This is a genomic window from Pseudolysinimonas kribbensis (assembly GCF_039531715.1).
GTDB lineage: Bacteria > Actinomycetota > Actinomycetes > Actinomycetales > Microbacteriaceae > Pseudolysinimonas > Pseudolysinimonas kribbensis.
Map to the genome: position 1 here is coordinate 771,354 of NZ_BAAAQO010000003.1, position 24,739 is coordinate 796,092.

The window sequence follows — 24,739 nt, forward strand, 5'->3', positions numbered from 1 at the left end:
CCTCGTGTCCGAGGCCATCACCGAACCCGCGGTCGAGGCCGCCGTCGAGGCCGCGCTCGCCGCGATCGCCGGCGCGCACGACGCCGCTGCCCTGAGGGCCGCGCGCGCCGAGCATGCCGGGGAGACGTCCGCGCTCGCGCGCTTCAACGCCGCGATCCGCGACCTGCCCGGCGACCAGAAGGCGGCCGCCGGCAAGCTCGTCGGCGGGGGGCGCGCGCGTGTGAATCAGGCGCTCGCGGCCCAGGAGCAGACGGTGCTCGCCGCCGAGGAGGCGGCGCGGCTGGAGAGCGAGAGCCTCGACGTCACCGAGGTGGCGTCGCGCTGGCGGGCGGGGGCGCGCCATCCGCTCACGATGCTCATGGAGCAGATGAGCGACCTGTTCATCTCGATGGGCTGGGAGATCGGCGAGGGCCCCGAGCTCGAGCACGAGTGGTTCAACTTCGACGCGCTCAACTTCGACGAGGACCACCCGGCCCGCGCCCTGCAGGACACCTTCTTCGTCGACCCGGTCGAGCGCCACCTCGTGCTGCGCACGCACACGAGCCCCGTGCAGATCCGGTCGCTGCTCACCCGGCCTCTGCCGGTCTACGTCGCCGCCGTGGGCCGCACGTTCCGCACCGACGAGGTCGATGTCACGCACACCCCGGTGTTCCACCAGATCGAGGGCATCGCGATCGATCGCGGTCTCACGATGGCGCACCTGCGCGGCACGCTCGAGCACATGGCGCGCTCGCTGTTCGGCACCGAGGCGCAGATCCGCCTGCGCCCCAACTACTTCCCCTTCACCGAGCCGAGCGCCGAGATGGACGTCTGGGTCACGAACCTCAAGGGCGGCCCGCGCTGGATCGAGTGGGGCGGCTGCGGCATGGTGAACCCCAACGTGCTGCGCTCCGCGGGCATCGACCCCGACGAGTACCAGGGCTTCGCGTTCGGCATGGGCATCGAGCGCACGCTCATGTTCCGCGACGACGTGCGCGACATGCACGACATCGTCGAGGGCGACATCCGGTTCTCGCAGCAGTTCGGGATGGTGGTCTGATGCGGGTCCCGCTGAGCTGGCTGGGCGAGTGGGTCGACCTGCCCGACGACGTGTCGCTCGAGAGCGTGCACGCCGCCCTCGTGAGGGTCGGGTTCGAGGAGGAGGACGTGCACGGCGCGGCCCTCACCGGCCCGATCGTGGTCGGGCAGGTGCTGTCGGCCGAGCCCGAGCCGCAGTCCAACGGCAAGACCATCAATTGGTGCAGCGTGGATGTCGGGGAGCCCGAGCCCAGAGGGATCGTCTGCGGCGCTCACAACTTCGGTCCGGGCGACAAGGTCGTCGTGACACTGCCGGGCGCCGTGCTCCCGGGGCCGTTCCCCATCGCGGCGCGCACGACCTACGGACACGTGAGCGACGGGATGATCGCCTCCGCGCGCGAGCTCGGCCTCGGCGACGAGCACGACGGCATCCTGCGCCTCGCCGACCTCGGGCTCGACCCCGGGGTCGGCGCCGACGCGATCCACCTGCTCGGGCTCGACGACGCGGCCGTCGAGATCAACGTGACGCCCGATCGCGGCTACGCGCTGTCGATCCGCGGCGTGGCGCGGGAATACTCGCACTCGACGGGGGCGGCGTTCCGCGACCCGGCGCAGGCCGTGACGGTCGCGACGGGCTCGGGCTTCGACGTGCGCGTCGACGACGCGGCGCCGATCCGCGGCCGGGTCGGGGCGAGCGTCTTCGTCACCCGTGCCGTGCGCGGCATCGATCCCGGCCGACCCACGCCGCCGTGGATGGCGTCCCGGCTGCGTCTGGCCGGCATCCGGTCGATCTCGCTCCCGGTCGACATCACCAACTACGTCATGCTCGAACTCGGTCAGCCCATCCACGGCTACGACCTCGCGAGGCTGACGGGCGGCATCGCCGTCCGGCGAGCGACGCCGGGTGAGACGCTCGAGACCCTCGACGGTCAGGTGCGCACGCTCTCGCCGGAGGACCTGCTCATCACCGACGACTCGGGCCCGATCGGGCTGGCCGGGGTCATGGGCGGCGCGACCACCGAGCTCTCCGGGGCCACGACCGACGTGCTCATCGAGGCCGCGAACTTCGATCCGATCTCGATCGCCCGCACCGCGCGGCGGCACAAGCTGCCGAGCGAGGCGTCGCGCCGGTTCGAGCGCGGCGTCGACCCCGCCGTGGCAGCTCCCGCGGCGCAGCGCGTCGTCGATCTGCTCGTGCAGCTCGCCGGCGGCACCGCCGACCCGCTCGGCTCGACGCTCGACGAATCCCGCCCGCCCCAGCCGATCCGGCTGGCGCCGGGACGCCCCGCGGCGCTGACCGGGGTCGGCTACACGCTCGACGAGGTGCGCGATGCGCTGCGCCTGATCGGCGCCACGGTCGATGAGGGCGCCGCCGGGTCGGACGACTGGTCGGTGACGCCGCCGACCTGGCGCCCCGACCTGATCGACGACGCCTCGCTCGTCGAAGAGGTCGCGCGCATCACCGGGTACGACCGCATCCCCTCCCTGCTGCCCCAGGCGCCGGCGGGTCGCGGTCTCACCCGCGCGCAGCTCGTGCGCCGCCGGGTCGGCACGACCCTCGCGGCGGCCGGCGGCACCGAGGTGCTCGCCTACCCGTTCCTGTCTCTCGCGGCGATCGAGCGGTTCGAACCCGGCGCCCCGAGCGTGCGGCTGGCCAACCCGCTCGACCCGCAGGCCGACCGGCTGCGGCGCTCGCTGCTGCCGGGGCTGCTGGAGGTCGCCCGCCGCAACCTCGGACGCGGGCTCCCCGACCTCGCCCTCTTCGAGCTCGGCAGCGTGGTGCGCCCCGAGGCCGGCGCCCCCGCCGGCACCGACTTCATCCCGCCGGGATCCCGGCGTCCCGACGACGCGACGCTCGCGGCGCTCGACCGGAGCATCCCGTCGCAGGGGTGGCGCGTGGCCGCGCTCTTCCTCGGCGAGGCGCTGCCCAAGCGGCCGGGTGCCGCGGCCGAGCCGGCGGGGATCGCCGACGCGCTCGACGCGGCCCGGCAGGTGGGGCTCGCGACGGCGACCCGGATCGTGCCGGAGCGGGGCGAGCATCCGGCGCTGCATCCCGGCCGCACCGCCGAGCTGCGGGTCGGCGACCGCGTCGTGGGTGTCGCGGGAGAGCTGCTGCCGTCGATCGCGGCCGAGCTCGACCTGCCGCGCGTCGTCGCGCTGCTGGAGCTCGACCTCGACGTGCTGCTCGAGCTCGGCGCCGTCGACGTGCAGGCAGCGCCCCTCGTGACGATGCCGGCCGCGACGCAGGACCTCTCCCTGGTCGTGCCGTCCGCGACGCCGGCCGGCGACGTGCTGGCCGCCGTCGTCGAGGGCGCCGGGGAGCTCCTCGAGCACGCCGCGCTCGTCGACGACTATCGCGGCCCCGGCCTGCCGGACGGGACGAAGTCGCTGACGTTCGCCCTGCGGTTCCGCGCGCCCGATCGCACGTTGACCGCGGCGGAGGCGAGCGAGGCGAAGCTCGCGGGCGCCGCCCGCGCGGGCGAGCTGTTCGGGGCCGCCGTCCGGGAGTAGCCGGAGGGGAGCGGGTCGCCCGGATTGGACCCGGCCTCGATCCGGGCAGTAGGGTCGTCCCGTGGACCAGCCCCGGACCGACCTCGAGAGCCTCGTGCTCCGTCGTGTCCGTCGCGCGCGCCGACTCTCGGCGACGCCGCGCCGCTGACCCGTCAGCCCCGTTCGCGCGACGTCGCCGCAGTCAGGCCATCGTCCGTCGAACCCTAAGGTTGAACCATGCCCCTCTCCGTCGCCGTCGCCGGCGCGAGCGGATACGCGGGGGGCGAGCTGCTCCGGCTGCTCGCCGCGCACCCCGACCTCGAGGTGACCACCGTCACCGCGCACAGCAACGCCGGGCAGCCGCTCGGCGACGTCCAGCCGCACCTGCGCTCCCTCGCCGGGATGACCCTGCAGGAGACGACGCCCGAGGTGCTCGCGGGCGCCGACGTCGTCTTCCTCGCCCTGCCGCACGGGCAGTCCGGCGCCCTCACGGCGCGGCTTCCCGACGACGTCGTGGTGATCGACTGCGGCGCCGACCACCGGCTCACCGATCCCGCCGCGTGGGACCGCTTCTACGGCGGCGAGTTCTTCGGCGCCTGGGATTACGGCCTGCCCGAGCTGCTGATCGACGGAGGGACCGGCAGGCAGCGCGACACGCTGGCCGGGTCGACCCGGATCGCCGCCCCCGGCTGCAATGCGAGTGCGGTCACCCTGGCCCTGGCCCCGGCCCTCGCGGCCGGCGTCGCGCGCGCGCAGGACCTCGTCGCGGTGCTCGCCGTCGGCACGTCCGGGGCGGGCAAGAGCGCCAAGACGAGCCTGCTGGCCAGCGAGATCGCGGGGTCGGCGTCCGCGTATCAGGTGGGCGGCGTCCACCGGCACATCCCCGAGATCCAGCAGAACCTCGTCGCGGCCGGCGCCACCGACCCCACCCTCTCGTTCACGCCGGTGCTCGTGCCGATGTCGCGCGGCATCCTCGCGACGGCCACCGCCGCGCTCGCGCCGGGCGTCTCGGCCGCCGAGGTGCGCGAGGCGTACGCGTCGGCGTACGCGGGGGAGCCGTTCGTGCAGCTGCTGCCCGAGGGCGTGTTCCCGCGGTCCGGCGACACCACGGGAGCCAACACGGCGCTCATCGGGATCGCCGTCGACGAGGCCGCGAACCGGCTCGTCGCGCTCTGCGCCATCGACAACCTCGTCAAGGGCACCGCAGGTGCGGCGATCCAGTCCGCCAACCTCGCGCTCGGCTTCGAGGAGACGACCGCCCTGCCCCTGAACGGAGTCGCGCCGTGAACAGTTCGGCCGGTACCGCCGTCACCGCCCCCGCCGGATTCGAGGCGGCCGGTGTCGCCGCGGGTCTCAAGGCCTCCGGCGCCCTCGACCTCGCCCTCGTCGTCAACCGCGGCCCGCGGCAGGACGCCGCGGTCGTGTTCACGAGCAACCGCGCCCAGGCCAACCCGATCATCTGGTCGAAGCAGGTCGCGGCCGACGGGCGGGTGAGCGCGATCGTGCTCAACTCGGGTGGCGCCAACTGCTTCACCGGGGCCGAGGGGTTCCAGACGACGCACGCGACCGCGGAGGCGGTGGCCGAGTCACTCGGCGTGAGCGCCGGCGACGTGCTGGTGTGCTCGACCGGGCTCATCGGCGATCAGCTGCCGCGCGAGAAGCTCGTGGCGGGCGTCGCCTCGGCCGCCTCCGTCCTCGGCGCCGGCGGGGGAGCCGACGCGGCCGCCGCCATCATGACGACCGACACCCGGCCCAAGACCGTGGTGATCGAGCGCGACGGCTGGCGGGTCGGAGGCATGGCCAAGGGCGCGGGCATGCTCGCGCCGGGACTCGCGACGATGCTCGTGGTGCTCACGACGGACGCCGACGTCGACGCGTCCGCGCTCGACGCCGTCCTGCGGGCCGCGACCCGGGTGAGCTTCGACCGCCTCGACAGCGACGGCTGCATGTCGACCAACGACCAGGTCTCGCTGCTGGCGAGCGGGGCATCCGGGGTCGCGCCGTCCGCGGCCGAGCTGACGGAGGCCGTCACGGCCGCTTGCCTCGACCTCGCGCGACAGCTGCAGGGCGATGCCGAGGGCGCCAGCCACGACATCGCGATCGAGGTCGTGCACGCCGCCTCGGAGGACGACGCCGTCGAGGTCGGCCGAGCCGTCGCGCGCAGCAACCTGTTCAAGGCGGCGATCTTCGGCAACGACCCCAACTGGGGCAGGGTGCTGGCCGCGATCGGCACGACGCGGGCGGCGTTCGATCCGTACGCGGTCGACGTCGCGATGAACGCCGTGCGGGTGTGCTCGAGCGGCGCGCCGGACCGGCCGCGCGACGAGGTCGACCTCACGCCGCGCGCGACGCACGTGCTCATCGACCTGAAGGCCGGCGACGCCACGGCGACGATCCTCACCAACGACCTCACGCACGACTACGTGCACGAGAACTCGGCGTACGCGTCATGAGCGACGTGGTGCTGGACGATCTGGACGCGGTGGACAAGGCCGCGGTCCTCATCGAGTCGCTGCCGTGGCTGCAGCGCTTCGCCGGCCGCATCGTCGTCGTCAAGTTCGGCGGCAACGCGATGGTCGACGAGGAGCTGCAGCGCGCGTTCGCGCAGGACATGGTCTATCTGCGGCACGTCGGCATCCGGCCGGTCGTCGTGCACGGCGGCGGGCCGCAGATCACGTCGATGCTCGAACGGCTCGGCATCCCGAGCGAGTTCCGCGGCGGCTACCGCGTGACCACGCCGGAGGCGATGGACGTCGTGCGCATGGTGCTGACCGGCCAGGTGAGCCGGGAACTCGTGAGCCTCATCAACGAGCACGGGCCGCTCGCGGCCGCGATCTCGGGCGAGGACGCCGGGCTGTTCCGCGGACGCCGGCGCGAGGCGATCGTCGACGGCCAACCGGTCGACATCGGCCTGGTCGGCGACGTCGTGGAGGTCGACCCCGCGGCCGTGATCGCGCAGCTCGACGCGGGGCGCATCCCGGTCGTCTCCTCGATCGCGCCCGACCTCGACCAGCCGGGGCAGTCGCTCAACGTCAACGCCGACTCGGCCGCCGCGTCGCTCGCCATCGCCCTCGGTGCCGCGAAGCTCGTGGTGCTCACCGACGTCGCGGGGCTGTACCGCGACTGGCCCGACCGCGACGCGCTCGTCAGCCAGATCGACGCCGCCGAGCTGACCCGGCTGCTGCCGAGCCTTTCGAGCGGCATGATCCCGAAGATGACCGCGTGCCTGGATGCCGTGCTCGGCGGCGTGCCCAAGGCGGCGATCATCGACGGCCGGCGCCCGCACTCGATCCTGCTCGAGATCTTCACGGACGCCGGCGTCGGCACGGAGGTGATCCCGTGAACGCGTCCACCTTCACCACCCGGTTCCGCGCCGCGATGATGCCCACCGTCCCGTCGCCGCTCGCCATGCTCTCGCACGGCAAGGGCGCCCGGGTCTGGGACGTCGAGGGCACCGAGTACCTCGACTTCCTCGGGGGCATCGCGGTCAACGCGCTCGGGCACGCGCATCCGGTCTTCACCCGCGCCGTGTCGGCGCAGGCGGAGCGGCTCGCGCACATCTCCAACTACTTCGCGAGCGAGCCCGAGCTCGCGCTCGCCGAGCGGCTGACCCGGCTGACCGGCGGCGACGCGGTGTACTTCACCAACTCCGGCACGGAGGCGATCGAGGCGGCCGTGAAGCTCGCCCGGCGCACCGGCCGGCCGCGCATCCTGTCGCTCACCGGCTCGTTCCACGGCCGCACGATGGGGGCGCTGTCGCTCACCGGCAAACCCGTGCTGCAGGACCCGTTCCGGCCGCTGCTGCCGGGGGTCGAGCAGATCGCGCCGACCATCGCGGCGCTCGAGAAGGCGCTGGCCGACGACGTCGCCGCCCTCGTGGTCGAGCCGATCCAGGGCGAGGCCGGTGTCGTCGACCTGCCGGACGGCTACCTCGCCGCCGCGCGAGAACTGACCTCGCGGCACGGGGCGCTGCTGATCCTCGACGAGATCCAGACGGGCATCGGCCGCACCGGCGACTGGTTCGTCTACCAGGCCGAGGGCGTTCTGCCGCCGGGAGCGGCGCCGGATGCCGTGGCGCTGGCCAAGGGGCTCGGCGGCGGCTTCCCGATCGGGGCGCTCGTCGGCTTCGGCGCCGCCGCTCAGCTGCTGCAGCCCGGGCAGCACGGCTCGACCTACGGCGGCAACCCGCTCGCCACCGCCGTGGCCGGCGCGGTGCTCGCCGAGATCGAGGACGCGGGCCTGGTCGCGAACGCGGCGCTGCGCGGGGCCGAGCTGCGCGCGGCGATCGCGGGGATGGCATCCCCGCTCGTCGCGGAGCTCTCCGGCCGCGGCCTGCTGATCGGCGTCGTCCTGACCCGGCCCGTCGCGAAGGAGATCGTCGCCGCGGCCCAGGAGCGCGGGCTCATCGTCAACGCCGCCGCGGAATCCCGCGTCCGGCTCGCCCCGCCGCTCATCATCGGCGACGCCGAGGTGGCCGAGTTCACCGAGAAGTTCGCCGCGGCGCTCGCCGCGGTCGCCGCCTCCACTCCGACGGGAGCCACCGCATGACCCGCCATTTCCTCCGCGACGACGACATCAGCCCGGCCGAGCAGACCGACATCCTCGACCTCGCGGAGAGGATCAAGGCCGACCGCTGGGGGGTGAAGCCGCTCGCCGGACCGCAGACCGTCGCCGTCATCTTCGACAAGTCGTCGACGCGCACCCGGGTGAGCTTCGCGGTGGGGATCGCCGACCTCGGCGGCAGCCCGCTGATCATCTCGACCGCGAACAGTCAGCTCGGGGGCAAGGAGACGCCGTCCGACACGGCCCGTGTGCTCGAGCGGATGGTGTCGGCGATCGTCTGGCGCACCTACGCGCAGGAGGGCCTGGAGGAGATGGCGCGGGGCACCCGGGTGCCCGTCGTCAACGCCCTGAGCGACGTCTTCCATCCGTGCCAGCTGCTCGCGGACCTGCTCACGATCCGCGAGCACAAGGGCGCATTGGCCGGCCTGACCGTCGCGTTCCTCGGGGACGGCGCCGACAACATGGTGCACTCCTATCTCCTCGCGTGCGCGACGGCCGGCATGCATCTGCGTGTCGGGTTCCCCGAGGCGTATGCCCCGGATGCCGGGATCGTCGCCGACGCCGAGCGCATCGCCGACACGACCGGTGGCTCGATCACATTGCTGCACGACCCCGAGGAGGCCGTCGCCGGCGCCGATGTCGTCGTGACCGACACCTGGGTGTCGATGGGCAAGGAGGAGGAGAAGGCGGTCCGCGTCGCCGCGCTCGGCGACTACCAGGTGACGCCGGACCTCATGGCGCTGGCGAAGCCGGACGCGATCTTCCTGCACTGCCTCCCCGCCGATCGCGGCTACGAGGTCGCCGCCTCGGTCATCGACGGGCCGCGGTCGGTCATCTGGGACGAGGCGGAGAACCGCCTGCACGCCCAGAAGGCGCTCCTCATCTGGCTCCTCGAGCGCGCCTGAGGTGACACTTTTCGTCGCCTCCCCGGGCCCGGGCACGACGAAAGCTGCCACCTCACCGATCTTTAGACTGATTCCGAACTCAAGGAGACACAGCACATGGCAGAACGCGTCGTCCTCGCCTACTCGGGCGGACTCGACACCTCGGTCGGCATCGGCTGGCTGCACGACGCCACCGGCAAGGAGGTCGTGGCGCTCGCCGTCGACGTCGGCCAGGGCGGCGAGTCGATGGACGACATCCGGCAGCGCGCCCTCGACTGCGGCGCCGTCGAGGCGGTCGTGGTCGACGCGAAGAACGAGTTCGCCGACGAGTTCATCGTGCCGGCGCTGAAGGCGAACGCGCTCTACCAGAAGCGCTATCCGCTGGTCTCGGCTCTCAGCCGGCCCCTCATCGCGAAGCACCTCGCGCGCGTCGCGAAGGAGCTGGGCGCCGACTCGGTCGCCCACGGCTGCACGGGCAAGGGCAACGATCAGGTGCGCTTCGAGGCCGCGGTCGCCGCTCTCGCTCCGGACCTCACGAGCATCGCGCCGATCCGCGACCTCGCGCTCACCCGCGACAAGGCGATCGCCTACGCCGAGGAGCACGGCCTTCCGATCAAGCAGAGCAAGAAGAACCCCTACTCGATCGACAAGAACGTGTGGGGTCGCGCGGTCGAGACCGGCTTCCTCGAGGACCCGTGGAACGCTCCCATCGAGGACCTGTACGAATACACGCAGGACCCGTCGGTCGACCGCCCGGCCGACGAGGTGACCGTCACCTTCGCCGAGGGCGTGCCGGTCGCGATCGACGGCAGGGTCGTCTCGCCGCTCGAGGCGGTGCAGCAGCTCAACGCCCTCGCCGGCAAGCACGGCATCGGCCGGATCGACATCGTCGAGGACCGCCTCGTCGGCATCAAGAGCCGCGAGGTCTACGAGGCCCCGGCCGCGCTCGCGCTCATCGCGGCGCACGAAGAGCTCGAGAACCTGACGCTGGAGCGCGACCTCGGCCGCTACAAGCGCGGCGTCGAGGTGCAGTGGGCCGACCTGGTCTACGACGGACTCTGGTTCTCGGGGCTCAAGCGCAGCCTCGACGCGTTCATCGACCACACGCAGCAGCACGTGTCCGGTGACATCCGGATGACGCTGGCGGGCGGGCGGGCGACCGTGACGGGCCGGCGCAGCGTCGAGAGCCTCTACGACTTCTCCCTCGCCACGTACGACACGGGCGACACCTTCGACCAGTCGCTCGCCAAGGGCTTCATCGAGCTGTGGTCGCTGCCGTCGAAGATCTCGGCGCGCCGCGACCTGCCGTCCCACAGCTCGGGGGACTGACGTGGCGCTCTGGGGCGGACGGTTCGCCGGCGGCCCGTCGCCGGAGCTCGCCGCGCTGAGCCGCTCCACCGGGTTCGACTGGGAGCTGTGGCCGTACGACATCGCGGGGTCGCACGCGCACGCCCGCGCGCTCACCGCGGCGGGCCTGCTGTCGCCGGATGACGAGGCCGCCATGCACGCCGGGCTCGACGCGGTCGCGGCGCGGCTGGCCTCCGGCGAGCTCGTGGCGACCGATGCCGACGAGGACGTGCACGGCGCGCTCGAGGCGGCCCTCGTCGTCGAGGTCGGCCCCGAGCTCGGAGGGCGGCTGCGGGCCGGCCGCAGTCGCAACGACCAGATCGCCACGCTCATCCGGCTCTACCTGCTCGACCATGCCGAGGCGATCCGGCACCAGCTCGTGCAGCTCATCGACGCGATCGCCGGGCAGGCCGAGGCGCACCCGGGCGCCGCGATGCCGGGCCGCACCCACCTGCAGTCCGCCCAGCCGGTGTTGCTCGCGCATCACCTGCTCGCCCACGCCTGGCCGCTCGTGCGCGACCTGGAGCGACTGCGCGACTGGCGCGCGCGCGCGGTCGGATCGCCCTACGGGGCGGGGGCGCTCGCCGGCAACGCGCTCGGCATCGACCCCGCGATCGTGGCGCGCGAGCTCGGTCTGGGGGAGCCGCTGCCGAACTCGATCGACGCGACGGCGGCGCGCGATGTCGTGGCCGAGTTCGCGTACATCGCGGCGCAGATCGGCATCGACCTCTCGCGCTTCGCCGAGGACATCATCGTCTGGAACACCCGCGAGTTCGGCTTCGTGCGTCTCGACGACGGCTATTCGACGGGCTCGAGCATCATGCCGCAGAAGAAGAACCCCGACATCGCGGAGCTGGCCCGGGGCAAGGCGGGTCGGCTGATCGGCGACCTGACCGGGCTCCTCGCCACGCTCAAGGGCCTCCCGCTCGCGTACAACCGCGACCTCCAGGAGGACAAGGAGCCGGTCTTCGACGCCGTCCGCACGCTCGAGACGCTGCTGCCCGCGTTCGCCGGCATGGTCGCGACCCTGGTGTTCGACGAGGAGAGGATGGCGGCTCTGGCGCCCGAGGGCTTCTCGCTCGCGACCGATGTGGCCGACTGGCTCGTGCGGCGCGGCGTGCCGTTTCGGGAGGCGCACGAGATCTCGGGCGCGCTCGTCCGGCTCTGCGAGGAGCGGGGGATCGGGCTGCACGAGGCGAGCGACGCCGACTATGCGGGAATCGATCCGCGGCTCACCGGCGAGGTGCGCTCGGTGCTCACCGTCGCGGGATCGCTCTCCGCCCGCGACCAGCGCGGCGGCACCGCGCCGGAGCGCGTCGCGGAGCAGCTGACGGAGCTGGTGGCCGCCGTGCGCGGGCTCGCCCCGGCCTCGCTCACGCAGGTGCCGCCGGCTCGGCCGTGAGCGCGCCGCTGGACCTGCTCGAGCGGCCGTCGATCGAGGTCGCGCCGCTGCTGCTCGGTGCGGTGCTGCATGGCCGCGGCGTGAGCATGCGGATCACCGAGGTGGAGGCCTACCTCGGCGAGCTCGACCCCGGCTCGCACGCCTTCCGCGGTCGCACCCGCCGCAACGCCGTCATGTACGGACCGCCCGGCCACCTCTACGTCTACTTCACCTACGGCATGCACACCTGCGCCAACGTGGTGTGCTCGCCGGAGGGCACCGCGACCGCCGTGCTGCTGCGCGCGGGCGAGATCGTCGACGGCGCCGATCTGGCGCGCGAGCGACGCACGACCACGCGATCGGATGCCGACCTCGCCCGCGGGCCGGCGCGCCTCACGGTGGCCCTCGGCATCGCGCTCTCCGACGACGGCGACGACCTCTCGTCGGGCCCGATCACGCTGGAGCCCGCCGGCCGGCCCGCTCCGGAGGTCGCCACCGGTCCGCGCACGGGCGTCTCGGGGGCGGGCGGCACGGACGCGTACCCGTGGCGGTTCTGGATCCCGGGCGACCCGACGGTCTCGCCCTACAAGAAGCACAGCCCGAAGCGCCGCACTCCCGCCGTGCGCTGAGCCCGAGCGCCCACGTCTGCACCACGCGGGCACCGACATCCGCGCCGGGGTGATGCAACCAGAGGCGCTCGCCGCGGAGCCGCGCGCCGAGAAGCGGCCGGCTAGAAGACCGACCCCGCCAGCCACACGATCCCGCCGCAGGCCGCTGCCCAGATCATGCTCACGAGGGTGCCGATGATGAATCGTTCGCGCACCTCGGGCGAGCTGAGCTCCGAGAACCGGCCGAGGCCCTTCACGGCGACGATCACGGCGACCGCCTCCGGATGCCCCACGACGATGGAGACGACGATCGCCGCGCGCTCGAGGTAGCCGATGATCGCGCCGCCGCGCAGCACCTCTCGCGGCTTCCGGCCGTCCTCGCCCTCGACGACGATGCCGCCCGCGACGCCCTCCCGCTCGGTCTGCGCAGGCGCCGTCCGGCGCAGCACGAGCATCGTGAGCGGGCTCCCCGCGACGACGCCGAGCGCCGCGACCACGAGGGCGAGCATCACCCAGAACGCGGGGGCCGGGGCGGGCACTGCGAGCCGGAAGGCCAGCAGGAGCGCACCGAGACCGACGGGCAGCAGGGCGACGAGCGCCAGCAGGGGCTGGCGCATCCGCGCCGCGAGTGCGGACAGCACCAAGGCGCCCGCGGTCACTAGGATCGCGAGCAGCCAGACGACGACCTCGAGCACGACGGGCACGATCATGGGCTCAATCCTCCCCGCTGCCGCGCCCGTCGGAGTCCGCGACAGGCGCGGCATCCGGATCGGCCGTGTCGAGCAGCGAGGCCAACGCGCCGCGCGCCGCCGAGTCGAGCCGCACGCCGGCCGCGAGCGCGCGTCGCGACGCCGCCTGCGGCGTGATCCCGAGCCGCGCGGCGGCGTCCTTCTGGCTGAGCCCGCCCTCCATGAGGTCCCACATCTCCCATCCGGGATCGGTGCGGCGGCCCCGGAAGTAGAGCAGCAGGTCGATGAGCGGCTGGATCGTGGCGGTCTGACGGGCGTCGTCGGCGATCACGACGCAGCCGTAGGGATGGCGACGGGCCTCCTCGACGCCGGAGCGCGCGTTCACGAAGGCGCTGCCGCCGACCGCGCGGGTGACGTCAGGGAGCGGGAGACGCACGCGTCCGATCCCGATGCCGACCCGCCAATCGCCGGTGCGGAGCAGGGCGAGCGCGGCGTCGAGCACCGCGCGGCCGTCGCGCGCGAGGGCCTGGACCTCGTCGCCGGCCGTGCGGTCGGGGGGGAGCACGTACCGGTCCGCTCCCAGGCCCAGAAGGATCTCGAGCGCGTCGTCTGCGAGATCGTCGCCGTGCCGGCTGTCGATCTGGTCCGCCGTCATCGTGAGCATGGAAATCCTTTGATCGAGTCCTGATCAAGCATAATACGTTGATTACACACGAGTCAACGTTCCGACGGCCAGGAGGACGAGCTCTCACCTCCGCCTGACTACGGTGAACCGTGGCCGGGCTGACCTCTGTCGAGCGCATCATCGACGCGGCCGCCCACCGCATCCTCGACCGCCCCGGCCGGCCGGCGCTCAGCCGGGTCCGGGGTGCGCTCGTCGAGATCCTCGTCTTCGGGGCCAAGCAGGCGTGGGCCGCGCTCTTCGGCGGCATCATGCTCGCCGTGCTCGTCGGCACCGAGCTCTGGTACCCCGATCACGCGGCGCTCGATCGCAACGATCTGCGCACGATCCTCGCCGTGCTCGTGCAGGTCTGCATGGTGCTCGGCCGCCTCGAGACGCTGCGCGAGCTGCGGGTGATCATCCTGTTCCACGTCGTCGGCACCGTCATGGAGCTGTTCAAGACCGACGTCGGCTCGTGGATCTACCCGCCGGGCGGCGTGCTGCACATCGCCAACGTGCCGCTGTTCTCCGGCTTCATGTACGCCGCGGTCGGCTCGTACCTCGTGCGCGTGTTCCGGCTGTTCGACCTGCGCTTCGACCGCTATCCGCCGCGCTGGGTCGGCGGGGTGCTCGCCGCGCTCATCTACGTCAACTTCTTCAGCCACCACTGGATCATCGACCTGCGCTGGCTGCTCATCGCCGCGGTCGTCACGCTGTTCTGGGTCACCTCGATGGAGTTCCGCATCCTGCGGGTGCGCGTCCGGATGCCGCTGCTCGCCGCCTTCGTGGGCGTCGCGTTCGTCATCTGGATCGCCGAGAACGTGGGCACCGCCAGCGGCACGTGGCTGTACCCCTCGCAGCTGCACGGATGGCATCCGGTGCCGATCTCGAAGATGGGCTCCTGGTTCCTGCTGATGATGATCTCGGTGGCTCTCGTCACCTGGGTCTACCCGCCGCAGCCGCCCGACCTGCCCGAGGAGGCCGCGGAGCAGGATGCGCGCGAGGGGCTCAGCGAGGCCCGCGACGCCGGATCACCAGCCGCCTCCGCCTCCACCGCCGCCCCCGCCGCCGGAGAACCCGCCCCCGAACGACCCGCCGAAGGAGCTGCTGGAACCGGAGCCGGACCATGACGAGCTCGACGACACCGTGGGCGTCGCGGCGAAGCCGCTCGGCTGCATCGAGTGGCTGAACGCCGCGAGTCCGACGAGCAGCGCCGGCCCCGTGAGATCGAGGTTCGAGGGTGCGGCGCTCGGCGTCGTCGCGTAGTGCTCGCCCAGCACCTTCGCCCAGCGACCCTCGACACCCCAGACCATGGCCCACGGCAGGAGGCGCTCGTAGAGATCGACGACGGCCGCGTCGTCGGCGGGGTCGATCCGGGTCCGTTCGGCGCCCTGCGGGCTCTGCAGCACCCGTAGCCGGTCGGCCTCGGCCAGCTCCAGATAGTCGCGCAGACCGAGCAGCTGGTCGCGGATCGCGGATCCCTTCGCGCTCAGGCGCTCCGGCATCCCGGCGAAGGCGATCGTGATCGGTGCGCCCACCAGCACGGCGAGCACGAGCCAGACCCACTCCGGGCCGACCACGTCACGGTCGTCCGCCCAGAGGAAGATCGCGACCGCGCCGGCCATGCACAGGAACGCGACCCAGCGCATGAGCGTGGTGAGCGGGCTCTTGCGGCCGACGACGAGCCGACGCGCGCGCAGCGCCCCGTGGGCCTGCTGCTGCAGCGTGCGAAGGCGATCCCCGAGCTTGCGGTCCGAACGGTCGAGCACGAGGCGCTTGTGCTTCTGCGTGCCGCCGAAGACCTTCTCGAGCGCCGCGCGGTCGTCCGTCTGGGTGAGGCGATCCGGGTCGACGAGGTCGAGGCGGTAGCGCTCGTCGTGCTCGGCGTCGGGATCCTCGACCAGACGCGCCGCGCCCGTGACCGCGAACTGCACGAGCACCGCGGGCAGTGCGGCGGCGTCGCGGTGCAGCAGCATCGCGGCCGACATCACCCCGATGTCCTCGGGCGGCTCGTAGCGCGGCACGATGATCGCTCCCGGCGCGTCGCGCCAGAACACGAGCCGCAGCAGCACGATCGCGACGGCGATGGCCGCGACGAGGCCGGCGAGCACCCATGGCGCGACCGCGACCACCCAGGAATCGTCGGGGGTCGGGCCGGGGGTGAACGTGTGCGGGCGGAATCCGATCGCGATCGTGAGCGTCGAGTACGGCCCGACCGCGTCCGTCTTCGCCGTGAAGCCGTCGGACGTGCGCTGCAGGGCGCACTCCCCGCCGCCCGGGGGCGGGTAGCACGCGGTCCGGCCGGTGAGCCGGCTCGCGAGTCCGTCGCGCAGGTGCACGGTCGTGCTCACGGCGCCGAAGCCCTGACCCCAGCCGTCGCCGTTCACGTCCCAGTAGAACTCGTCGTCGCCCTTGTCGAACGGATGCGCGGCGTGCAGCTGGGTGTACCGGATGACGTAGGTGTGCCGACCGTGCACGTAACGGTCGGCGTCGCCGATCCGCAGCTGCGTGAAGTCGCCGTCGCGGCTGACGTCGACGTGAGCCGGTCGGCCGTCGTCGGTGACGCTGCGGAGCGTGAAGCCGTTCTCGACCCTGGTCGTCTCGTCGTAGCTCGGCACGGCGCGCAGGATGCCGTGATTCAGGTCGGCGGTCGGGAAGTCGGCGACGATCGTCTCGGTCACCGCGAGGGTCGAGTGGCCCGCCGCGTCGAGGCCGAGCGTGTAGTCGGCGTGGAACGACGCGAAGGTGAGGGCCGTGTCGTCCGCGTGCGCGGGCGAGGCGTCCAGCGCGATGCCGCCGGCCGTGAGGCCGAGTGCGACCGCGGCGAGGAGCAGACGGGTGGCCCGATGGCGGGGGATCGCTCGCACGCGGTGAGCCTATCGAGCAGCCGGTAGCCTGATCCGGTGCATCGCCCGGCCAATGATCCGACGTTCGACGACGTCTGGGAGGAGCTCGTCTGGCGCGGGCTCGTGCAGGTGTCGACCGACGAGGGCGAGCTCAAGCGGCTCCTCGCGGGCGAGCCGATCACGTTCTACTGCGGGTTCGATCCCACCGCCGCGAGCCTGCACCTGGGCAACCTGGTGCAGCTGCTCACGATGCGCCGCATCCAGCTCGCCGGTCATCGTCCGCTGGGTCTGGTCGGCGGCTCGACCGGCCTGATCGGCGATCCCCGCTCGACGACCGAGCGCACCCTGAACTCCAAGGAGCAGGTCGCCGAGTGGGTCGCCCTGCTACGGGCCCAGGTCGAGCGCTTCCTGTCGTTCGAGGGCGCGAATGCGGCCCGGATGGTCAACAACCTCGACTGGACCGAGCCCATGTCGGTCATCGACTACCTGCGCGACATCGGCAAGCACTACCGGGTCGGCACGATGATCAAGAAGGAGATCGTCGCCTCGCGCCTGAACAGCGCCGAGGGCATCTCCTACACGGAGTTCAGCTACCAGATCCTGCAGGGCATGGACTACCTGCATCTGTACCGGGAGCACGGCTGCCGGCTGCAGACCGGAGGCAGCGACCAGTGGGGCAACCTCACGAGCGGGGTCGACCTCATCCACCGCGCCGAGGGGACGTCGGTGCACGCGATCGGCACGCCGCTCATCACCAACAGCGACGGCACCAAGTTCGGCAAGAGCGAGGGCAACGCGATCTGGCTCGACCCCGTGCTCTGCAGCCCCTACGCCTTCTACCAGTTCTGGCTCAACACCGACGACGCGGACGTGATCGAGAGGCTCAAGGTCTTCACCTTCCTGACGCGTGCCGAGATCGAGCAGCTCGCGGCGGCCGTCGCGGCGGAACCCTTCAAGCGCGCCGCGCAACGCACGCTCGCGCGTGAGGTGACGTCGCTCGTGCACGGTGAGCCGGCGACGGATGCCGTGATGGCGGCGTCCGAGGCGCTGTTCGGGCAGGGCGACCTCGCCGCGCTCGACGCCGCCACCCTCGAGTCCGCGATCTCGGAGCTGCCGTCGGCGACCGGGGCGAGCGACACCCCGATCGCCCAGCTGCTCGTGGATGCCGGCCTCACCTCGAGCCTGGGGGAGTCGCGCCGCGCGATCGAGCAGGGCGGCGTGTACCTCAACAACGGCCGGATCGACGACACCGCGGCCGTGCTCGGAGATGGGCTGCTGGCCGGGGGAGTGGCGGTGCTGCGGCGCGGCAAGCGCACCCTCGCCGGCGTGCGGCACGTCTGAGCGCCCCCGTTCGGGGGCGACTCGGCGTCGGCGCGCTCGACGGGAACCGCCGGTGTCATAGGCTCCCACCGGAGGCAGCCGATGGATTCCGAGGACGAGACGCGCGACGGGCTCGACGCGCTGTCGAGCCTGTTCGAGCCGCGGACCGCGCCCCTTCCGGCGCAGGCTGCCGCGCCGGTTCCGCCGGCCGGTTCCGTGCCGCCGTCGGCGCAGATCCCGCCCGCGTTCGGCTCCCCGTTCCCCGATCCCGCTCCCGCCGCGGCGCCGCGCGGAGCTCCGGTGTCCGATCCGGCGTCCCGGCCGCCGTTCTCACCGCCGCCGCTGGTGCCGGTCGGCGTCTCCCCGCCCCGCGAGCCGGCGCGTCCCGATCCGGCGACTGCGGATCCGACCGGCCCCGCTGCCGCGCCGGCGGGCGCCGCCCCGGTGACGAGCGTGCCCGCTGGACCGGTCCCGGCTCCCGCCTTCGGAGGCGCGGTGATCGCGCCCGCCCGGGGCCGACGGGCCGCGGTGGCGCCGACCGTTCCCGATCCGCCGACGTTCGAACCGCCCGCTCCGGAGCCCGCCCCATCCGAACCGGCACCCGCGTCGATCTTCGCCGCGGCTCTCCCGGTGCCGGCGGGAGCGCCACCCTCGCCGGATGCCGCTCCCGTGACCGCACCGCCCCCGGGCGCTGCACCTGCGCCCGCTCCCACCTTGCCGGCACCGCCCGCGTCGCCCTCGATGGCCGGCTCGCCGCGGGATCTCTCCGGTCCGCTGCTGCCCGGTGACTACGAGGAGGTCGACGAACAGCAGCTGGCGCGTTCGACGCCGCTCGAGCGCATCCTGTTCGCCCTGGCGTTCCTCGTGCCCCCGGTCGGACTGATCGGATCGATCATCGCGGCGGTCCGCAGCTCGTCGCGTCGGGGCTGGGTGATCGGGCTGCTGAAGGCGGGCATGGCCGTCGGGGTCGTCTTCTGCATCGTCGCCGCGGGCTGCGCCTACGCGGGCTACAACGTCCTCCGGCAGCAGCAGGCGCACGACCGCGTCGCCGCCGCCAGCGCGGGATTCTGTGCCGCGATCAACAAGGACCCGACCCTGGGCCGTGACGACGGCGGGTGGCCCCAGCCGGCGACCTCCGTGCCGGCCTCGCTGAGTGCGATGCAGGCCTTCGTCGATCGCTGGAACGCATTGGCGAAGGCGTCGCCCGCCGGCATCCGGTCGAAGGTTGCGACGGTGGCCGCCGCCGGCTCCGAGGTGATCAAGACCGTCACGGCGCAGCGCACCGTCAACGACGCCGACAACCGGTCGCTCGTGCAGTCCGCGGTGTCCTCCTCGGGCGTCCGGAACTGGCGCTCGGAGTACTGCGGCTAGCGCGACACGCCCGGGATTCGCGCCCGATTTGGCACGCGGCCGAACCGCCCGTAATGTAACTCCCTGTCACCCCAAAGGTGCGGCAGGGCCGAGAGCCCGCCGGCCTCAAGCGGGACGGATCCCCACTCGGAACGAGCCGGACACGGCTGCGCCCCGCGTGGTACGATCGAAAACCCATCCTGACTCGGAACTTCGGTTCCGGCGGTGTGTCGCAAGACCAGCCGCGTCCGGATGGGTAAGTTAGGACAGTTGCCCTGACGCCGAGCCTGAAGAAGGCGGAGGTCAGGTGCGCCCGATCCTTGAGAACTCAACAGCGTGCACTATGTCAAATGCCAAATATTACCTCGTGCCCTGACTTCGGTCAGAGCAGAGATTCCTTTGGATTGACGGATTGTCAGTAGACGATCCTTTCAGTCAGATCAAATTCACGTCGTCGATCGGTTTTCCCCGGTCGCGGCGTACGGTTTGCCGTCGACTTCGGTCGGCGTGCTACCACACCTTTACGGAGAGTTTGATCCTGGCTCAGGACGAACGCTGGCGGCGTGCTTAACACATGCAAGTCGAACGGTGAAGCAGGAGCTTGCTCCTGCGGATCAGTGGCGAACGGGTGAGTAACACGTGAGCAATCTGCCCTGGACTCTGGGATAAGCGTTGGAAACGACGTCTAATACCGGATACGAGACGCGAAGGCATCTTCAGCGTCTGGAAAGAACTTCGGTCCAGGATGAGCTCGCGGCCTATCAGCTAGTTGGTGAGGTAATGGCCCACCAAGGCGACGACGGGTAGCCGGCCTGAGAGGGTGACCGGCCACACTGGGACTGAGACACGGCCCAGACTCCTACGGGAGGCAGCAGTGGGGAATATTGCACAATGGGCGCAAGCCTGATGCAGCAACGCCGCGTGAGGGACGACGGCCTTCGGGTTGTAAACCTCTTTTAGTAGGGAAGAAGCGAAAGTGACGGTACCTGCAGAAAAAGCACCGGCTAACTACGTGCCAGCAGCCGCGGTAATACGTAGGGTGCAAGCGTTGTCCGGAATTATTGGGCGTAAAGAGCTCGTAGGCGGTTTGTCGCGTCTGCTGTGAAAACCCGAGGCTCAACCTCGGGCCTGCAGTGGGTACGGGCAGACTAGAGTGCGGTAGGGGAGATTGGAATTCCTGGTGTAGCGGTGGAATGCGCAGATATCAGGAGGAACACCGATGGCGAAGGCAGATCTCTGGGCCGTAACTGACGCTGAGGAGCGAAAGCGTGGGGAGCGAACAGGATTAGATACCCTGGTAGTCCACGCCGTAAACGTTGGGCGCTAGATGTGGGGACCATTCCACGGTTTCCGTGTCGCAGCTAACGCATTAAGCGCCCCGCCTGGGGAGTACGGCCGCAAGGCTAAAACTCAAAGGAATTGACGGGGGCCCGCACAAGCGGCGGAGCATGCGGATTAATTCGATGCAACGCGAAGAACCTTACCAAGGCTTGACATATACGAGAACGCTCTAGAAATAGAGAACTCTTTGGACACTCGTATACAGGTGGTGCATGGTTGTCGTCAGCTCGTGTCGTGAGATGTTGGGTTAAGTCCCGCAACGAGCGCAACCCTCGTTCTATGTTGCCAGCACGTAATGGTGGGAACTCATAGGAGACTGCCGGGGTCAACTCGGAGGAAGGTGGGGATGACGTCAAATCATCATGCCCCTTATGTCTTGGGCTTCACGCATGCTACAATGGCCGGTACAAAGGGCTGCGATACCGCAAGGTGGAGCGAATCCCAAAAAGCCGGTCTCAGTTCGGATTGAGGTCTGCAACTCGACCTCATGAAGTCGGAGTCGCTAGTAATCGTGGATCAGCAACGCCACGGTGAATACGTTCCCGGGCCTTGTACACACCGCCCGTCAAGTCATGAAAGTCGGTAACACCCGAAGCCAGTGGCCCAACCGCAAGGAGGGAGCTGTCGAAGGTGGGATCGGTGATTAGGACTAAGTCGTAACAAGGTAGCCGTACCGGAAGGTGCGGCTGGATCACCTCCTTTCTAAGGAGCATCTGGATCGCTTGCGATCCCAGAGCCACTTCTCGAGCGAATGTCTCGAGGTGGTCAGCTCATGGGTGGAACATTGACATAGGCCTTGAGCTCGGACTCGAGATCCCAGTACGCACTTCGGTGAAGGAACGGATCGGAAGCGAGTGCTCGGGGCGTGCACGCTGTTGGGTCCTGAGGGACCGGTCGCCTCCGCATGTCGGAGCTGCCAGAACTCAGGACCTCGACCGTTGCCGGCGTGATGGCAGGCGCGGACGGGGTACCGCCCGTACTTTGAGAACTACACAGTGGACGCGAGCATCTTAGATTCGAAGTCTTCGGACTTCTGATCTACAAATAGTGGTCCGGTTTCGACCGGACACACTGGTCATGTCTTGCGCCGGCTTCGGTTGGTGCGAGACGCGATTCAAAACTCATGTAGTCAAGTTTCTAAGAGCAGACGGTGGATGCCTTGGCATCTGGAGCCGAAGAAGGACGTAGCAATCTGCGATAAGCCTCGGGGAGTTGATAAGCGAACTTCGATCCGAGGATTTCCGAATGGGGAAACCCCGTCAGGCGTACTTGTGCGACCTGATGACTCCCGCCTGAATATATAGGGCGGGTAGAGGGAACGTGGGGAAGTGAAACATCTCAGTACCCACAGGAAGAGAAAGCAACCGCGATTCCGTTAGTAGTGGCGAGCGAAACCGGAACAGGCCAAACCGATCATGTGTGATAGCCGGCAGGCGTTGCATGGTCGGGGTTGTGGGACCTTCACGTACTTCTGCCGAAGTACACGTCGACGTGCGCGATATAGGTGAACGGCATTGAAAGGCCGACCGCAGAGGGTGCCAGTCCCGTAACCGAAATGTCGCGCAGAGGCGGAAGGGATCCCAAGTAGCACGGGGCCCGAGAAATCCCGTGTGAATCTGCCAGGACCACCTGGTAAGCCTAAATACTCCCAGATGACCGATAGCGGACAAGTACCGTGAGGGAAAGGTGAAAAGTACCCCGGGAGGGGAGTGAAATAGTACCTGAAACCGTCTGCTTACAAACCGTTGGAGCAGCCCTAGCAGCTGTGACAGCGTGCCTTTTGAAGAATGAGCCTGCGAGTTAGCGGTATGTGGCGAGGTTAACCCGTGAGGGGTAGCCGTAGCGAAAGCGAGTTCGAATAGAGCGATCCAGTCGCATGCCCTAGACCCGAAGCGAAGTGATCTATCCATGGCCAGGTTGAAGCGACGGTAAGACGTCGTGGAGGACCGAACCCACTTGGGTTGAAAACCGAGGGGATGAGCTGTGGATAGGGGTGAAAGGCCAATCAAACTTCGTGATAGCTGGTTCTCTCCGAAATGCATTTAGGTGCAGCGTTGCGTGTTTCTTGCCGGAGGTAGAGCTACTGGATGGCCGATGGGCCCCAAAAGGTTACTGACGTCAGCCAAACTCCGAATGCCGGTAAGTGAGAGCGCAGCAGTGAGACGGTGGGGGATAAGCTTCATCGTCGAGAGGGAAACAACCCAGACTACCGACTAAGGCCCCTAAGCGTGTGCTAAGTGGGAAAGGATGTGGAGTTGCACAGACAACCAGGAGGTTGGCTTAGAAGCAGCCACCCTTGAAAGAGTGCGTAATAGCTCACTGGTCAAGTGATTCCGCGCCGACAATGTAACGGGGCTCAAGCACACCGCCGAAGTCGTAGAATTCGCACATGTGGTAGGCCTTCGTGGTCCAGCCGTGCGGATTGGTAGGAGAGCGTCGTGTGGCGAGTGAAGCGGCGGGGTGACCCAGCCGTGGACGCCACACGAGTGAGAATGCAGGCATGAGTAGCGAAAGACATGTGAGAAACATGTCCTCCGGAAGACCAAGGGTTCCAGGGTCAAGCTAATCTTCCCTGGGTAAGTCGGGACCTAAGGCGAGGCCGACAGGCGTAGTCGATGGACAACGGGTTGATATTCCCGTACCGGCGAAGAACCGCCCCAGCTAATCCAGTAGTGCTAAGAGTCCTAATCCGGCTGACGGATCCCTTCGGGGTGAAGCGGCCGGCCTAACGCTCGACCCCATGCTGGTGCGGCTAGCGTATTAACAGGTGTGACGCAGGAAGGTAGCTGAGCCAGGCGATGGTTGTCCTGGTGTAAGGGTGTAGGGCAGGAGATAGGCAAATCCGTCTCCTATATAGCCTGAGACCCGACGCGTATCCCTCACGGGAGAAATCAGTGATCCTATGCTGCCGAGAAAAGCATCGACGCGAGGTTCTAGCCGCCCGTACCCCAAACCGACTCAGGTGGTCAGGTAGAGAATACCAAGGAGATCGAGAGAATCGTGGTTAAGGAACTCGGCAAAATGCCCCCGTAACTTCGGGAGAAGGGGGGCCGAATGGGTGAAGGGACTTGCTCCTGGAGCCTTGAAGGCCGCAGAGACCAGTGGGAAGCGACTGTTTACTAAAAACACAGGTCCGTGCCAAGTCGCAAGACGATGTATACGGACTGACGCCTGCCCGGTGCTGGAAGGTTAAGAGGAAGGGTTAGCTTCGGCGAAGCTCTGAATTTAAGCCCCAGTAAACGGCGGTGGTAACTATAACCATCCTAAGGTAGCGAAATTCCTTGTCGGGTAAGTTCCGACCTGCACGAATGGCGTAACGACTTCCCAGCTGTCTCAACCGCGAACTCGGCGAAATTGCACTACGAGTAAAGATGCTCGTTACGCGCAGCAGGACGGAAAGACCCCGTGACCTTTACTACAGCTTGGTATTGGTGTTCGGTGTGGCTTGTGTAGGATAGGTGGGAGACTTTGAAGCGGGCACGCCAGTGTTCGTGGAGTCATTGTTGAAATACCACTCTGGTCACTCTGGATGTCTAACTACGAACCGTAATCCGGTTCTGGGACAGTGCCTGGTGGGTAGTTTAACTGGGGCGGTTGCCTCCCAAAGAGTAACGGAGGCGCCCAAAGGTTCCCTCAACCTGGTTGGCAATCAGGTGTCGAGTGTAAGTGCACAAGGGAGCTTGACTGTGAGAGTGACGGCTCGAGCAGGGACGAAAGTCGGGACTAGTGATCCGGCAGTGGCTTGTGGAAGCGCTGTCGCTCAACGGATAAAAGGTACCTCGGGGATAACAGGCTGATCTTGCCCAAGAGTCCATATCGACGGCATGGTTTGGCACCTCGATGTCGGCTCGTCGCATCCTGGGGCTGGAGTAGGTCCCAAGGGTTGGGCTGTTCGCCCATTAAAGCGGTACGCGAGCTGGGTTTAGAACGTCGTGAGACAGTTCGGTCCCTATCCGCTGCGCGCGTAGGAAATTTGAGAAGATCTGTCCTTAGTACGAGAGGACCGGGACGGACGAACCTCTGGTGTGTCAGTTGTTCCGCCAGGAGCACCGCTGATTAGCTACGTTCGGAACGGATAACCGCTGAAAGCATCTAAGCGGGAAGCCGGCTTCAAGATGAGATTTCCATCCCTTCGGGGGAGAGGCTCCCAGCCAGACGACTGGGTTGATAGGCCGGATGTGGAAGTGGGGACTAAAGACCCACGCAGCTGACCGGTACTAATAAGCCGATAACTTGATAACA

The 24,739-nt window shown here is 69.2% G+C and carries 16 protein-coding genes and 2 rRNA genes; 15 read left to right on the forward strand and 3 right to left on the reverse strand.

Annotation, left to right across the window (positions count from 1 at the left end; all coding sequences use genetic code 11):
- Positions 1–4 precede the first annotated feature (4 nt).
- From pheS to ABD285_RS10395, 10 genes are all read left to right on the forward strand, one after another.
- Positions 5–1,039: a phenylalanine--tRNA ligase subunit alpha gene (pheS, locus tag ABD285_RS10350; RefSeq protein ID WP_344202414.1), complete on the forward strand. Its 1,035-nt coding sequence runs from the start codon at positions 5–7 to the stop codon at positions 1,037–1,039.
- Positions 1,039–3,528 (forward strand): phenylalanine--tRNA ligase subunit beta, encoded by a 2,490-nt coding sequence (gene pheT / locus ABD285_RS10355; RefSeq protein WP_284252357.1) that lies wholly within the window; start codon positions 1,039–1,041, stop codon positions 3,526–3,528. Before pheS ends, pheT begins: the two co-directional genes overlap by 1 nt.
- Before the next feature lie 216 nt (positions 3,529–3,744).
- A complete protein-coding gene (argC, locus tag ABD285_RS10360; RefSeq protein WP_344202416.1) occupies positions 3,745–4,794 on the forward strand; it encodes an N-acetyl-gamma-glutamyl-phosphate reductase in 1,050 nt (349 codons plus the stop codon).
- A complete protein-coding gene (gene argJ / locus ABD285_RS10365; protein WP_344202417.1) occupies positions 4,791–5,960 on the forward strand; it encodes a bifunctional glutamate N-acetyltransferase/amino-acid acetyltransferase ArgJ in 1,170 nt (389 codons plus the stop codon). Before argC ends, argJ begins: the two co-directional genes overlap by 4 nt.
- Positions 5,957–6,850, forward strand: a complete 894-nt coding sequence (gene argB, locus ABD285_RS10370) for an acetylglutamate kinase (protein WP_284252355.1) — start codon at positions 5,957–5,959, stop codon at positions 6,848–6,850. Before argJ ends, argB begins: the two co-directional genes overlap by 4 nt.
- The gene (locus ABD285_RS10375; protein WP_344202420.1) at positions 6,847–8,055 is read left to right on the forward strand and encodes an acetylornithine transaminase; all 1,209 of its coding nucleotides are present in this window, start codon (positions 6,847–6,849) and stop codon (positions 8,053–8,055) included. The genes argB and ABD285_RS10375 overlap by 4 nt, the downstream gene beginning before the upstream one ends.
- Positions 8,052–8,975, forward strand: coding sequence for an ornithine carbamoyltransferase (argF, locus tag ABD285_RS10380; protein ID WP_344202422.1), 924 nt, complete (start codon positions 8,052–8,054; stop codon positions 8,973–8,975). The genes ABD285_RS10375 and argF overlap by 4 nt, the downstream gene beginning before the upstream one ends.
- 96 nt (positions 8,976–9,071) lie before the next feature.
- The gene (locus ABD285_RS10385) at positions 9,072–10,283 is read left to right on the forward strand and encodes an argininosuccinate synthase (protein WP_284252353.1); all 1,212 of its coding nucleotides are present in this window, start codon (positions 9,072–9,074) and stop codon (positions 10,281–10,283) included.
- A 1-nt stretch (position 10,284) separates the two neighbouring features.
- Positions 10,285–11,703: an argininosuccinate lyase gene (argH, locus tag ABD285_RS10390; protein ID WP_344202425.1), complete on the forward strand. Its 1,419-nt coding sequence runs from the start codon at positions 10,285–10,287 to the stop codon at positions 11,701–11,703.
- Positions 11,700–12,311 carry a DNA-3-methyladenine glycosylase gene (locus ABD285_RS10395; protein ID WP_284252350.1) on the forward strand — a complete coding sequence of 204 codons (612 nt, stop codon included), beginning with the start codon at positions 11,700–11,702 and terminating at the stop codon, positions 12,309–12,311. Before argH ends, ABD285_RS10395 begins: the two co-directional genes overlap by 4 nt.
- Before the next feature lie 101 nt (positions 12,312–12,412).
- Here the strand turns inward: ABD285_RS10395 and ABD285_RS10400 are convergent, their stop codons facing one another.
- Together ABD285_RS10400 and ABD285_RS10405 are read right to left on the reverse strand one after the other, a co-directional pair.
- On the reverse strand, positions 12,413–13,000 hold the full coding sequence (locus tag ABD285_RS10400; protein ID WP_284252348.1) for a hypothetical protein: 588 nt from the start codon (positions 12,998–13,000) through the stop codon (positions 12,413–12,415).
- Between the two features lie 4 nt (positions 13,001–13,004).
- Complete coding sequence (locus ABD285_RS10405; RefSeq protein ID WP_344202427.1) at positions 13,005–13,643, reverse strand: DNA-binding protein; 639 nt, start codon at positions 13,641–13,643, stop codon at positions 13,005–13,007.
- Between the two features lie 110 nt (positions 13,644–13,753).
- On the opposite strand from ABD285_RS10405, the gene ABD285_RS10410 reads away from it, so the two are divergent.
- Entirely contained in the window at positions 13,754–14,770 is a 1,017-nt protein-coding gene (locus ABD285_RS10410) for a DUF817 domain-containing protein (RefSeq protein ID WP_344202429.1), read from the forward strand.
- On the opposite strand, the gene ABD285_RS10415 is transcribed toward ABD285_RS10410, so the two are convergent.
- Positions 14,672–16,507 carry a DUF2207 domain-containing protein gene (locus ABD285_RS10415; RefSeq protein ID WP_284252344.1) on the reverse strand — a complete coding sequence of 612 codons (1,836 nt, stop codon included), beginning with the start codon at positions 16,505–16,507 and terminating at the stop codon, positions 14,672–14,674. The two genes, ABD285_RS10410 and ABD285_RS10415, sit on opposite strands and share 99 nt — an antisense overlap.
- A gap of 36 nt (positions 16,508–16,543) precedes the next feature.
- On the opposite strand from ABD285_RS10415, the gene tyrS reads away from it, so the two are divergent.
- The 4 genes from tyrS (at position 16,544) to ABD285_RS10435 (ending at position 24,738) form a co-directional block, all read left to right on the forward strand.
- Positions 16,544–17,827, forward strand: coding sequence for a tyrosine--tRNA ligase (gene tyrS / locus ABD285_RS10420; protein WP_344202431.1), 1,284 nt, complete (start codon positions 16,544–16,546; stop codon positions 17,825–17,827).
- Between the two features lie 81 nt (positions 17,828–17,908).
- Complete coding sequence (locus ABD285_RS10425; RefSeq protein WP_344202433.1) at positions 17,909–19,177, forward strand: hypothetical protein; 1,269 nt, start codon at positions 17,909–17,911, stop codon at positions 19,175–19,177.
- Between the two features lie 499 nt (positions 19,178–19,676).
- Positions 19,677–21,199, forward strand: a 16S ribosomal RNA gene (locus tag ABD285_RS10430).
- Positions 21,200–21,624: 425 nt separating this feature from the next.
- Positions 21,625–24,738 (forward strand): 23S ribosomal RNA (locus tag ABD285_RS10435).
- The 16S and 23S rRNA genes sit together here, the layout of an rRNA operon.
- Position 24,739 lies beyond the last annotated feature (1 nt).